This is a genomic window from Aeromonas sp. FDAARGOS 1404, from assembly GCF_019047085.1.
Lineage (GTDB): Bacteria > Pseudomonadota > Gammaproteobacteria > Enterobacterales > Aeromonadaceae > Aeromonas > Aeromonas veronii.
This window is the reverse complement of sequence record NZ_CP077237.1, coordinates 2,711,008-2,723,889: the sequence shown is the minus strand read 5'-3', so window position 1 is coordinate 2,723,889 and position 12,882 is coordinate 2,711,008. Positions and strand designations below refer to the sequence as shown.

Sequence of the window (12,882 nt, the reverse complement as noted above, 5' to 3'; positions counted from 1 at the left end):
CCGGGCCGCTCGTTTAGCGCTGAGCCGGCCCAGCGTGTTTGGGGCTCAGCAGGAAAGGGGTCACCTCTTGGGTCGGCAAGCTGGGAGCAACGGCGTCAACCGCCTCTTTCTGCTGCTGGTTGAGCTTGATGCGCGCGCGATCTCGTCCCGCCTCGATCAGCTTGGGTGCGTCGAGCGGGCCCGAGATGCGAAAATCGATGCGAGTCACCACATCCACCACCGGCTCCAGCAGTTTGGAGAGGGCCAGCACATAGAGACCCGTGACCGGCGTGATGGAGAAGGCCGCCACCACCGGCAGGGTGCCCCCCAGATTGGGAGAGAAGCTCAGCTCGTAGTCGAGCCGCCAGCGCACCAGATCGGCGATCCCCTCGCCGCGCAGGTTGCCTGCCGCCCCCTTCATATAGAAATCATCGTTGCTGACCTGCCCCTGCTTGATGGTGGCAGAGGCGGACATGGATTCGAAGTAGAAGCCCTTGTCGAACACATCGCGAAAATCGAGCCGCAGCTTGCGCAGCAGGGAGTCGAGACTGAGCAGGGAGAGCAGTCGCGCCCCCTTGTCGTTGACCTCCCGCAGGGTGCCGCCCTCCAGCCGATAGTTGGCACTTCCCCCCAGAGTCGGCAGGCTCGGGCGATAGGGCACATCCTGCCAGTTCAGATCAAAAGCGAGGGACCCGGGGGCATCGCCGATGGGCGAGGTGTAGCCGAGCCGCTTGAGCAGCAGTTCGCTGTTGTTGCTGGTCAGCTTGCCACGCGCGCGGGTCTGCATCCGGTTGCCATTGGCCAGCCAGTCGACGCTGCCGGTGAGCTGACTCCCCGCCAGCCGCACATCCAGCCCCTTGAGGGTCACCTTGTTGGCGCCGGGCACCAGCTCCCCTTTCACTTCCCCAAGAGGTAGCTCGCCAAAGCGGCAATCGACGCAACTCACCTTCAACCAGGGGATGGATGCCATGATGGCGTTGTCCTGCTTGGCATCGGGATCCGGGCTGAGATCCGAACTCTTGCCGGACCAGTAGATACGGGCAAACTTGGCATCCACCGGACGATTGGCTACTGCAGGCAGGCGGATCACCCCCATCACATCGGGGCTGTCGATCATCACTTCGGTCGCCTGATTGGTCGGCCCCACGGTGAAACGCGCCGCCTTGAGGGTGGCACTGCCGATATAGGCGCGAGCCAGCTGTCCATCCACCCACCACTCCTGCGGCAGGAAGGCCGGGCCAACCACCGCATTGCCGGTCTGGTTCTGCGCTGGCAACCACTGCTTGAGTCTGGCCAGCCAGCCACCGACATCGGCCTCCTGCTGGTTGATGGCGAGCAGCATGGGGGCATCGCGCATTACCCGGGCGCCCGGCTGGCCCACATCGACCCGCACCCGGCTGAGATAAGGTACCCCTTCGCCGTAGACCAGTCGGGTCTGCATATCCACATCAGCCCCCAGTACGGCACGAATGTCGGCGCTGCCATCCCGGCCACGGGCGAGCACCTTGAGCGGTAGCCGGCTGGCACTGCTCTTGGCCAGCGGCAGCGGCAGATCCAGCCCCATCCCCTGCAGGTTGGAGTCGAGCGCCAGCTGGAAACTAAATGGCTTGCTGTCGGGCAGGGTCAACCCGAGCTTGCCGCCCCAGTTACTGCGGCCGTTGAGAATGCCGAATGAAGAGATGGCGGCGGGTTGGCGGCGGCTATCCCATTGCCCCTTGAAATCGAGGTCGACCTGATAGTGATCCGGATGCTGGCGCCCCTGATAGTCGAGGGTCAACGGCTGGTTCCACAGGCTCGCCTTGAGGTTACTGAAACGGGTCTGTTCGTTGTCATATTCGAGGCGTCCCTGCACCTTCTCCAGCGGCAGATCCAGACTGGCAACCCGCACCTTGTTGTTGCTGAAGGTGGCATCGCCGCTCGCCTTGACCTCGCTCTCGCCATCGAGAGGAATGTCGAGCTTGACCGATCCTGCCATCGGGCCGCGGATCTCGATCTCCCGCAGCGCCTGACCTACCGAACTGCCCAGCGGAGAGTCCTGCAGGTAGTCGCTGATGGCCTTGCCCTCTCCCTGCACCTTGGCATCCACATAGAGGTGGGCACCGGGGGAGAGAGCCGGGATCCAGGCATGCACCGAGTCGGAGCTCGCCTTGCCGAGTTTGGTGGAGCGGCTGCGCATATCGAGACCGGCATTCTGGAACAAGAGATCGATCTGCAGGTCGGTGAGCGGTTGCCAACCGGGGAAGAATTCGTAGATGGCCTGCTCCAGCGGCACCGCCACCTGGAAGATGCCCTTGCCGTTGTCGTAGGGAAAGTCCCTGAACTCGCCATACCAGAGCAGGTCGGCCCCCTTGGCCTTGCCCCCCTTGATGGCGCCGCTCAGGTAATCCACCAGCCCCTTGTCCATCGCCTGCAGCGGGAAGTAGCGATCCGCATGGCCCGCATTCTTCACATCGATGCGGCCGGTCAGGGCCAGGAAAGGGTGCTCGAACAGATCGAGGCGGAAACGGCTGGCCAGGGTCAGATCCGGGTTATCCAGCGCGATATCCTGCCCGTAGAGCACCCAGCCCTGTTCCTCACGCCACCAGTCGAGGCGGGCCGAGAAGTGGTCGACCGGGATTGGCACCTTGAAGTGACGGGCGGGATCCACCTTGTCGTTCGCCAGCGCCAATCTGGCACTACCGCCGGTAGGGGTAAGCCAGAACTCGCCGTTGAGATCCTGCATCCCGGGTATATCCTGCCAGGCCTTGAGACGCACCTTGCTGAAGCGGCCACTGAGGGAGAGCTCCTGCCAGTCGGCATTGGCCAGCAGCGTCAGCTCCTGCACCGAACCCTGCGGATTGGTCTGGCGCAGGGTCTCGCAGAGTGTGGGGTAGAGCGCCGAGACCAGCTGACTGATCTGGGTGATCTTGTCGAACTCAATACTGGGCAGATAGCCCTGCACCCGATCCCCGATCCGCTCCAGCTGCAAGCGGCTCTGCAACCAGGGTTTGCCATCCAGCTTGAAGGTGACGTTATGGCTCGCCAGTTGCCAGTCGGTGCCCTCACGGCGCAGCTGGATCTTGCCACCATCGAGACCGAAACGGTGCATCTCCCCTTTCTTGGGATCCTTCCAGATCAGGTAGTTGTTGCCAAACGCCAGCAGGGTATTGCCCAGCTTGCCGCTGTCAAACTCGCTCCAGAGCTGGAAGTCGAGCTGACCGGCAACCTTGGGTTCGCCCGCATGGATTTTGGCCAGGGTCGGGGTGATATCGAGCTGGCGGGCCCCCAGATAGAGCTGACCCTTGAGGCGATCGAGCCGGGCAGTCGGGGCGTCCACATCCAGAATCAGATCGAGGGTGCTCTCGCCCACCCCGTTGATGAGATAAGCCTTGCCGACCCCCTGATGGCGCTTGCCACGGTTCTGCCAGCGCAGTTGGGCGATGTCGAGGGCGCGCAGATCACCGAGGGAGGTGGTGACGCTGAGGCGGGTGTTGTGCACATCGAAGGTGGAGAGCTGGGTCAGCAGAAAGCGCAGCAGGGCTCCCTGCTGGGGATCGCCGGAGGGGCTCTCGTCAGCCGGTTGGCGCAAGTCGATGGTGATATCGCCATCGCTCAGGATCAGCTCGCCAAACACCGGCTTGAGCTCGTTAATGGTGCGCCAGAAGTCGAGATGCACCCAGGCTTTGCCGAGCTGTACGGCAAAACGCCCCGAATCCGGGGCGATGGCGAGTTGCTGCAGTTCGAGGGCGGGCCCGGACTGTGTCCAGTCCAGCCCCACTTGCTCCACGCTGACCTTGAGTTGTGAATCGCCCAGCAGAGTGTGGATCAGACTCTCCCGGTATTGATTCAGCAAAGGGCCCCCGACCCGTACCAGGGTGACCAGCATGGCCATCAGTACGAACAGGACCCCCAGGGCCAACCAGCCCCGACTCAGCCAGCGATAGACCAATTACATCATCACCACGTCGAACTGCTCCTGACCGCAGAGGGGTTCGCTCACTACCCGCACCTGCTTGCCGATGAACACTTCCAGCTCCGCCAGACTGTGGGACTCCTCGCCATGGAGGTAGTCGGCCACAGCCGGGGCCGCGTAGACGGTGAACTGATCCGCATCGTAGGCACGATTGACCCGGATGATCTCCCGCAGGATCTCGAAGCAGACCGACTCCACCGTCTTGACCCGGCCGCGTCCCTTGCACTCGGGGCACTCGGAGCAGAGCACATGCTCCAGACTCTCGCGGGTGCGCTTGCGGGTCATCTCCACCAGACCGAGCTGGGAGAAGCCATTGACGTTGGTCTTGGCGCGATCCTTGGACAACGCCTGCTCCAGGCTGTGCAGCACCCGGCGGCGGTGATCTTCCGACTGCATGTCGATGAAGTCGATGATGATGATGCCGCCAAGGTTGCGCAGGCGCAGGTGACGGGCGATGGCCGCCGTCGCCTCGACGTTGGTATTGAAGATGGTCTCTTCCAGATTGCGATGGCCGACAAAGGCGCCTGTGTTGATATCCACCGTGGTCATGGCTTCGGTCTGGTCGATGATGAGGTAACCGCCGGATTTCAGCTCCACCTTGCGCTCCAGCGCCCGCTGGATCTCGTTCTCCACGTCGTAGAGATCGAAGATGGGCGACTCGCCGGGGTAGTACTCCAGCTTGCTGGCCAGCTCAGGCACGTACTCCTCGGTGAAGCGCTTGAGCTGATCGAAGCTCTGGCGCGAGTCGACGCGGATCTTGTCGAGCTCGGCACCGACGAAGTCACGCACTACCCGGAATGCCAGACTGGGATCCTCGTAGAGGATCTTGCAGGGTGGATACTTCTGCTTGCGCTCGAGGATCTTGCGCCACAGCCGTTTCAGGAAGGCAGCATCCTGCTCCAGCTCCTGCTCCCCCACCCCTTCGGCAGCGGTGCGGATGATGTAGCCACCCAGCTCATCCACATAACCGGCCACGGTGCGCTTGAGGCGCTCCCGCTCCGCTTCGGACTCGATACGCTGGGAGACGCCGACGTGGGCGCTGCCCGGCATAAAGACCAGATAGCGGGATGGCAGGGTGATATCGGTAGTGAGACGGGCACCCTTGGTACCCAGCGGATCTTTCACCACCTGCACCATGATGTCCTGCCCCTGACGCACCAGCTCGGCGATGTTGCCGACCTGGAACTGCTCCTTCTCCTTCACCGCCACACACTCGGTGTGAGGGACGATATCAGAGGCGTGCAAAAAGGCCGCCTTGTCCATGCCGATATCGACGAAGGCCGCCTGCATCCCCGGGAGTACCCGACTGATCTTGCCTTTGTAGATATTGCCCACGATGCCGCGTTTGGCCTGACGCTCTACATGCACTTCCTGCAGCAGACCGTTTTCGACCAGAGCGACCCGGGTTTCGGAGGGGGTAACGTTAACCAGCAGTTCTACCGACATAAGTAACCTTGCCTGTTCCAGTTTTGAATTCTATAGAGCCAATCCGGTACAACGCGCGCAAGGGAGAAACGCAGCAGAGCACAGCTGACGGGAAATTATTTGAGCTGTTCCAGATGATGCTTGATCAGCAGGTCTGTCTCCAGCAGGGGCAGGCCGACCACGGCGCTATAGCTCCCTTCGATGCGGCTGACAAACTTGCCGGCAATACCCTGAATGCCATAAGCCCCGGCCTTGTCACAGGGCTCACCGGTCTGCCAGTAGGCCTCGATCTCGGCCTCGTCCAGCTTGCGAAACGCCACGTTGGTGGTGACCAGACGCACGTCACAACGATCCTTGCTGGCCAGCGCTACCGCCGTCATCACCTGATGCACCTTGCCGGAGAGGGACTCCAGCATATCTTTGGCATCCAGCAGATCGGACGGTTTCTCCAGTACCCGGTCGCCCAGCACCACTATGGTGTCGGCACCCAGCACCGGCAACGCCGTCGGCGCACACGCCACGCCCGCCATCGCCTTGTCACGGGCGAGACGGCAGACATAATCCTGCGCCTTTTCACCCTCTTCCCGCTGCTCGGGCACATCCAGTTTCAGCACCTCGAAGCGGTAGCCAATCTGGGTCAGCAGTTCACGGCGACGGGGAGAAGCCGAGGCGAGATAGAGTTGTGGTTCGTTGTTTTTGTTCATATTTACCTGATATTGAAGCGGCGCCGCACCTTGCGCAGCACCAGAAACACCCAGGGCCATATTAGCATCGTCGTCAACGTCGACCAAAAGTAGGAGAAGTTGAGGCTGGCCTGGCTGAACAGATGCTCGGCCCAGAATACCGTCATTTTACCCACCAGCGAGAGGCCACCGATGATCAGTGCCTGCTGCCAGAGGGAGAAGTTGCGGATCTTCTGGAACTGGAAGGCCGCCAGATAGGTGGTAATGGCCATCGCCATCGCCCGCACGCCGAGGGTGCTGCCAAGCAGCACATCCAGCAGCAGGCCCGCCACCCAGGCGGTGCCGACGTTGGTCCGGTGCGGCAAAGCCAGTGCCCAGTAGATGAGCACCATGGCCAGCCAGTCCGGACGGAAGGGGTCAAATTCAAAAGGAAGCGGCAGGATCGACAGGCTCAAGGCCAGCAGGATCGAGATCCAGATCCAGATCCTGCCGCTGGCGGGTTCTAGCATCAGCGGGTGGCTCCTGCGGCGGACGCAGCGGGAGCCGCCCGTTCGCCATCCTCATCATGTACTTCAGGCTTCTTGTCGGTCCACAGCAGCAGCAGATAGCGCAGCCTGTCCAGCTCCACCAGCGGCTTGGCCTCGACCTGGGCAAAGGGCTTGCCCTCCACATACTCGGAGCGGGTCACAGTCGCCACCGGATAACCTTCCGGGAATCGGCCACCCAGACCGGAGGTGACCAGCAGATCACCCACCTGAATATCGGTATTGCGCGGCAGGTTGCGCAGCTCAAGCTTGTCGAGCTCGCCACTGCCGGAAGCGATGGCGCGCAAGTCGTTGCGCAGCACCCGCACCGGAATGCCGTGGCTGGAGTCGGTGATCAGCAGCACGCGACTGGTGGTGGAGCCCACGTGGAGCACCTGACCAATCACACCCTGATCGTTGATCACCGCCTGACCGTTGTAGACGCCATCCAGCGCCCCCTTGTTGATCAGCACCTGATGGCTGAAGGGGTCGGAATCCACCGACAGCAGCTCGGCCACCATCTTGCGGGATTCCTTGTGCACCGGCGAACCCAGCAGCTCACGCAGCCGCTGATTCTCGTGTTCCAGCTGATCCATTTTGAGCAGACGGGCACGCAGGGTAAACAGCTGTTGCTCCTGCTGTTTGGTCTGCTCGATGAGATCGGCGCGGGTCTGCACCTGGGTCGACATGGTGTCGAGCAGGGTACCCGGCGCATTGGCCATGTATTGCAGGGGACTGACTAACGAACTGAGGTAGACGCGGACATGGGTAAACACACCGAAGCGGGAATCCGCGACGATGGCAGCGATGGAGATGATGACGGCGAGAAACAACCGTAACTGAAGCGAAGGGCCTCTACCAAAAATGGGTTTCATGGGTCGTCAAAAAAGAGCCGGCACGCTGGCCGGCTTTGGGTCTTATTCGTAGTGGAACAGATCGCCACCGTGCATATCGATCAGCTCTAGCGCCTTGCCGCCGCCACGGGCCACACAGGTGAGGGGATCTTCAGCCACGACGACAGGAATGCCAGTCTCTTCCATCAGCAGACGGTCGATATCTTTCAGCAGTGCGCCACCACCGGTCAGCACCATGCCGCGCTCGGAGATGTCGGAAGCCAGTTCCGGCGGAGACTGCTCCAGCGCTACCATGACGGCAGCGACGATGCCGGACAGCGGCTCTTGCAGCGCTTCCAGGATTTCGTTGGAGTTGAGGGTGAAGCTGCGCGGTACACCTTCAGCCAGGTTGCGGCCACGGACTTCAATCTCGCGCACCTCTTCGCCCGGATAGGCGGAGCCAATCTCGTGCTTGATGCGCTCGGCAGTGGCTTCACCGATCAGGCTGCCGTAGTTGCGACGGACGTAGCTGATGATCGCCTCGTCAAACTTGTCGCCACCGATACGGACGGACTGGGAGTAGACCACACCGTTCAGGGAGATGATGGCCACTTCAGTGGTACCACCACCGATATCAACCACCATGGAACCGGTCGCTTCGGATACCGGCAGGCCGGCACCGATGGCAGCAGCCATAGGCTCGTCGATCAGGTAGACCTCACGGGCACCGGCGCCCAGTGCGGACTCCTTGATGGCGCGACGCTCAACCTGGGTTGAACCGCAGGGTACACACACCAGCACGCGCGGGCTGGGGCGGAAATAGTTGTTGTCGTGAACCTGCTTGATGAAGTGCTGCAGCATCTTCTCGGTCACATAGAAATCGGCGATCACGCCATCTTTCATCGGGCGGATTGCGGAAATGTTGCCCGGGGTACGGCCCAGCATCTGCTTGGCGGCATGACCGACAGCAGCGACCGATTTGGCGTTCCCGCGCTCTTGGCGAATGGCGACAACTGAGGGTTCGTTAAGGACGATCCCTTGATCTTTTACATAGATCAGGGTGTTGGCAGTTCCCAAATCGATCGACAGATCGTTGGAAAAGACGCCTCTGAGCTTTTTGAACATGGCTACGGGAAATCCTAAGAATTTGGAGGTGCAGAAAACCGGCTAACTTTACCAATGCCCACCCCAATGGGCAAGCGCTCAAACTGTCGCCAATCAATCAGGCGCGACAAAAATGCGAGTCATCACTCACTCGCACACGCTTGCAAACACTAATAAACAAGGATTTAGGGGGATGCTGTTGAGCCAGCCCCCCTTTCACATCATTCAATGCAATACTTCGCGCCGATAAATAATTCTGTCATTACCCCGGCTGGAGCCGAAAATGGCCTCACCTTGCAGGTTGCCGTCATTGGCACTCGTTGGGTCAGACAACCAGAGTGGCGATGATGGCTGTTTTGCCAATTCGACCTTGTAGGGGATGCGCACCGAGATGTCCGGCTTGGCAAAGTGGAACAGGATCTCCCCTTCTTTCGCCAGTGCAGCATCCCCACCCGGTGCAGAACTACCCAACCCCAGCTTGATCTTGCGACCCGCCCCCAGATTCAGCTCGCGAGTCGCCGCATCAAAGGTGTGACTCGAATTGAGGAAAGTGAACCCCTGATTGGCCAAAGAGAGCTGGGTACATTTATCTTCCTTGTTTTGCAGCCAGTTGCCCCCTTCGTAATATTGCATCTGCAGTGGAATGGCCAGCGGCGCCGAGGCCAGGCCCGCCGCCGTACCAGCCTGCAGGCGGCCGTACAACAGCTTTTGAGTACCCAGCAGCACCGCATTACACCCCGATCCGGAACATGTCCCAGCGACAGCAGTATTCATATTTGGATTAGCCAACAGTGTATTGCCGCCATCCTTATCATCGACTTTGAGACCAAAGCTCAACGTGGCGAAAGGTGCTTCTGGACTCGCTGCACGATCAAAGCGAGTATTCAGCCCCAAAGGTGACTGCTGATTAACGCTCGCAATACCACTTGCCCAGCTGAGCGAGGGAGATAGTGTAATACGCTTGTCACGCGCAACCCCATCCAGAGCATTGGCAGCCACCATCTCAGCAACACCTTTAGCGAACGCCCCCTTATAGTTCTCTGTCGTCCCTTTCTGCAGATTGCGTGCAGTGAGGACAAAACCGCTGGCAAAGGGCTGGCTCATATATGTAAAGGCATTGCAGGCAGGCGTGATAAAACCATTACTCAAACTGTAATCCCAGGGTACGAAGCGGCCCACCGGCATGCTGCTGGCGGGAGGGATGGTATAGCCGAAATAGCCCGTAGATATAGTGCTTCCTTCTGGCGACTTTGCCGCCGGTGGCGTCGCCGTCATCCGGAACACTCCCACCTCGCTCACGGTCTGGCTAACGTTATTGGCACTGTTGGCCGCAGCCACATGGCTATAGGCGGTAGTACCCAGCGTTGCATTGGTGCCCGGATTGGGTGCCACCAGCGTACTGCCCAGAGCAATATTGGGCAGGGAAAAGTTGGGCGTAGTCTGATTCCCGACGCAGATATCCCCATCATTGGCGGATTCCCAGGCCATCGCCTTGATATCTACCTGGAACGCCTCCCCCGCTTTTTTGAAGACCGGACAACTGCTGTCACCAGCCGCGCAGCCCCCTTGCGGGGGCGTAATGCACAGGCCGACCGGACGTGCCACAAACGTGTCGGCCCCCTTCATCACCAGACCCGCCGTCTCACCACTGCCATTATGACTGGCTGAAAGCTGCATCTGACCCGCATCCGGGTAGGTCACTTTTTTCAAGGTCGCTTTACCCTGATTATCAAAAGCCAGGTTAAGGGTGGTTGGCGTTGGTGAAGGAACACTGGCGGCATAGGTAGCGATGGCATTGCCATCTATCGAGATCTTGCTACCAAAGTTATTGGTATTTGGATTGTTGTACGTTCCCCAAAAGCCGACAGACCTCACGCCGGTAAATCCGGGCACACATTGCTTGGTAATGTCGTCTTTTTTGACCGCACTGATAGTCACATCCTGAGGCTGGTTGGAATAAGTATCAGACACATCAAAGAAGAAACCGCTATCGGCAAAGTTCAGGGTACAGGCTGCCGCACTGGGCGTACCGGCCCCGGCCTTGCACAAGGTGGTACTGAATGGCTTGGTCGTCGGAGTCGAGCCGGAAACGCCTATGGTCACCGCGGTCGGCGTATTGTTGCGCAACTGCACCGTGGTCGAACCGCTGCTAAAGGTCACCGTATTGCCGCCAATCCAACCATTGCTGGCAGAAGTTGGGGTAAGACTCAGGGTTGCAGTAACCGGGTCTGTGATAAGCGTGGAACATGCTGCATCGGCGCACGCCTTGACCGTCACCGTCTCGGGATTGCAGGTCAGTGGCTGACCGGAGTGATCAAGTTGGAAATGATCAATCTGCACCCCGATCGGGTTGGAGCGCAGGGCGCAGATCTGGATATCATCCAGCTCATGGTTATTGTTGGCGCCTCCAGTTGACCCTGTAAGCGACAGCAAAAAATCTGCAGGAACCTGCTCCTGCCCAGCGGTCGCCATCGCATCGAATGGCGCAACCAGGGTACTAAATCCGGAGCCAGTGTTTCTATCCAGCGAGACCATGGAGCGGCCAGCCACACGTGAATCAATCCTTAACCGATAGAGATGGCCGGGCTGGGCGGAACTGGTGCCACTCACATCAATCTTGGGATTAAGATTGGCCGCCGTGCCTGCCAAATAGCGATAACTTGAACCGACGCCCCCCCGAATCGCAATTGCTTGAGCACGGAATCCCGGGCCACCAACTTTTCCTTCATTACCGTTGGAAAAGTTTCCATATTCGTCAAGACCGACGCCAAGCCAACCACCGGCAAAACCGGGCGTTCCATTATCACGTTGAGCATAACCGAGCGCGCCACCAAAACTACCAGGCTGCGGGGTTACTGTCGCATCAGAAAGAATCACCGCTAATCCATCCCCCCCGGTATTAAACCAAGTGGGTGACCATGCATAATAACGAAAGGTTACTTCAACCAAGTTGTTTGCAGCCGGGAATAAACGCTGATAGGTAGCAGAGGTGGCCTGATTGCCAATATTTCGGGTCATCCGCAAGCGACTGCTCTGAATAGATGGCAACTCACTATTATTTCTCTGAGATACAACCCAGTTATCGCCCAGACTTGGTCTCGAAAAATCGTCACTGAAACATTGTGACAATGGGGTATCAGCACTTATATTTATCACTGCATTGTTATACATCAATAAATTGCGAGCACTGACTCGACCATTGATAACAGAACTACCTTCCATTGTTAGCGTTTGATTGCTGTAAACATAGCCATCAACACGACTGCTGCTATTCATAGTTATACTGTTATAGCCAAATAATAGAATAGAACCACCGTTTGCACGTAACAAGCTGGCATTTTCTAGTGATGTAGAGTTATTGACAAATATTCTTACCTGTCCAAGAGCCTCAATGAGGCTACCACCAAATAGATTCAACGAATTTATATAATAATCACCAGCCGGAAGAATGGCCTTGCCACCATTATTGATTGTTAATGTCCGTAGTCGGTATTCACTCTGGCTATCTGAAAAAGTGAGCCTGCAGCCATTATTAAGTGTGAGGTCTCGAAACTGACTTTGCACATTTGAACCAATGAGCAGTGAAGAGTTACAGGTTACGTTACCGCCTGCGTTAGAACTGGTTAAAAATACGTTTTCACCGGTGATGGGTAATGCAAGCTCCCGGGAGCCCGCGATGGTACAACGCCGATCTCCACTCTCAACTGTATCGCAACCTCTTTCTGGTAATGGGGAGTTTGAAGAACAAAAATTTAAATCAGCCCCTTGTGTACCATTGATACGAGCAGTGCCATATTGTTCCAGACGCCCCCCACTACCGGTTGAGCAGGTACCTCCACCATCACCTCGATGCCCTTGCGCCACCGCGGGAAAAAAGGTTTCACTATCAATCTGCTGAAACGCCCCTGCTGCGCCACTAAATAGCCACACGGCTGCGACGATCCATAAATTGCGCATCAGGGAGTTCCTCCATCATAAGCTTCGACCATCAGGGTTCGGCTCACGGCAAAATAAGGGTTGGCACTGTTAAGGTCGGAACTGCCACAGGTTCCGATACTCTCGAGACGATAGCCATTGGTCACAGATCCGTTGTAGGTCACCGGCACCGTGGCGCAACGAACCACAGCCTGACAGTTGGTCAACCCTGGATTGCTGGCAAAACTCAGTGGGCTGCTTGCCAGGCAGACCGCAGGTGGGTTCGGTTGGGCAAGCGTGCGCTTGGGGAACAACCGATAGAGTGCCACTTCCAGCCCGCTCTGGGCGGCCAGCAGGGCACGCACGCTGCGCACCTCCACGGTATTTTTCTCACCACTATCGACCAGAAAACGGCCCATTGCAGCCGCCAGCAGCGCCATCACCACAATCACAAACAGGGCGATCAT

General features: G+C 58.7%; 8 protein-coding genes. All 8 read right to left on the bottom strand.

Annotated features, from left to right (window positions below; genetic code table 11):
* Positions 1 to 13: 13 nt before the first annotated feature.
* The 8 genes from I6L34_RS12665 to I6L34_RS12630 all read right to left on the bottom strand — a co-directional run bounded on the left by I6L34_RS12665 (position 14) and on the right by I6L34_RS12630 (position 12,882).
* Positions 14 to 3,907 carry a YhdP family protein gene (locus I6L34_RS12665; protein WP_216954787.1) on the bottom strand — a complete coding sequence of 1,298 codons (3,894 nt, stop codon included), beginning with the start codon at positions 3,905 to 3,907 and terminating at the stop codon, positions 14 to 16.
* Positions 3,908 to 5,377 carry a ribonuclease G gene (rng, locus tag I6L34_RS12660; protein WP_005340056.1) on the bottom strand — a complete coding sequence of 490 codons (1,470 nt, stop codon included), beginning with the start codon at positions 5,375 to 5,377 and terminating at the stop codon, positions 3,908 to 3,910.
* 95 nt (positions 5,378 to 5,472) lie between these two features.
* Entirely contained in the window at positions 5,473 to 6,060 is a 588-nt protein-coding gene (locus tag I6L34_RS12655) for a nucleoside triphosphate pyrophosphatase (RefSeq protein WP_005340055.1), read from the bottom strand.
* Between the two features lie 2 nt (positions 6,061 to 6,062).
* Positions 6,063 to 6,548, bottom strand: coding sequence for a rod shape-determining protein MreD (mreD, locus tag I6L34_RS12650; protein WP_005340054.1), 486 nt, complete (start codon positions 6,546 to 6,548; stop codon positions 6,063 to 6,065).
* Positions 6,548 to 7,438: a rod shape-determining protein MreC gene (gene mreC / locus I6L34_RS12645; protein WP_005340053.1), complete on the bottom strand. Its 891-nt coding sequence runs from the start codon at positions 7,436 to 7,438 to the stop codon at positions 6,548 to 6,550. Before mreC ends, mreD begins: the two co-directional genes overlap by 1 nt.
* A 42-nt stretch (positions 7,439 to 7,480) precedes the next feature.
* Positions 7,481 to 8,521 (bottom strand): rod shape-determining protein, encoded by a 1,041-nt coding sequence (locus tag I6L34_RS12640; protein WP_005340051.1) that lies wholly within the window; start codon positions 8,519 to 8,521, stop codon positions 7,481 to 7,483.
* A gap of 204 nt (positions 8,522 to 8,725) precedes the next feature.
* Positions 8,726 to 12,457, bottom strand: a complete 3,732-nt coding sequence (locus I6L34_RS12635) for a DUF6701 domain-containing protein (protein WP_216954786.1) — start codon at positions 12,455 to 12,457, stop codon at positions 8,726 to 8,728.
* Positions 12,457 to 12,882, bottom strand: a complete 426-nt coding sequence (locus tag I6L34_RS12630; protein ID WP_141108923.1) for an MSHA biogenesis protein MshP — start codon at positions 12,880 to 12,882, stop codon at positions 12,457 to 12,459. The genes I6L34_RS12635 and I6L34_RS12630 overlap by 1 nt, the downstream gene beginning before the upstream one ends.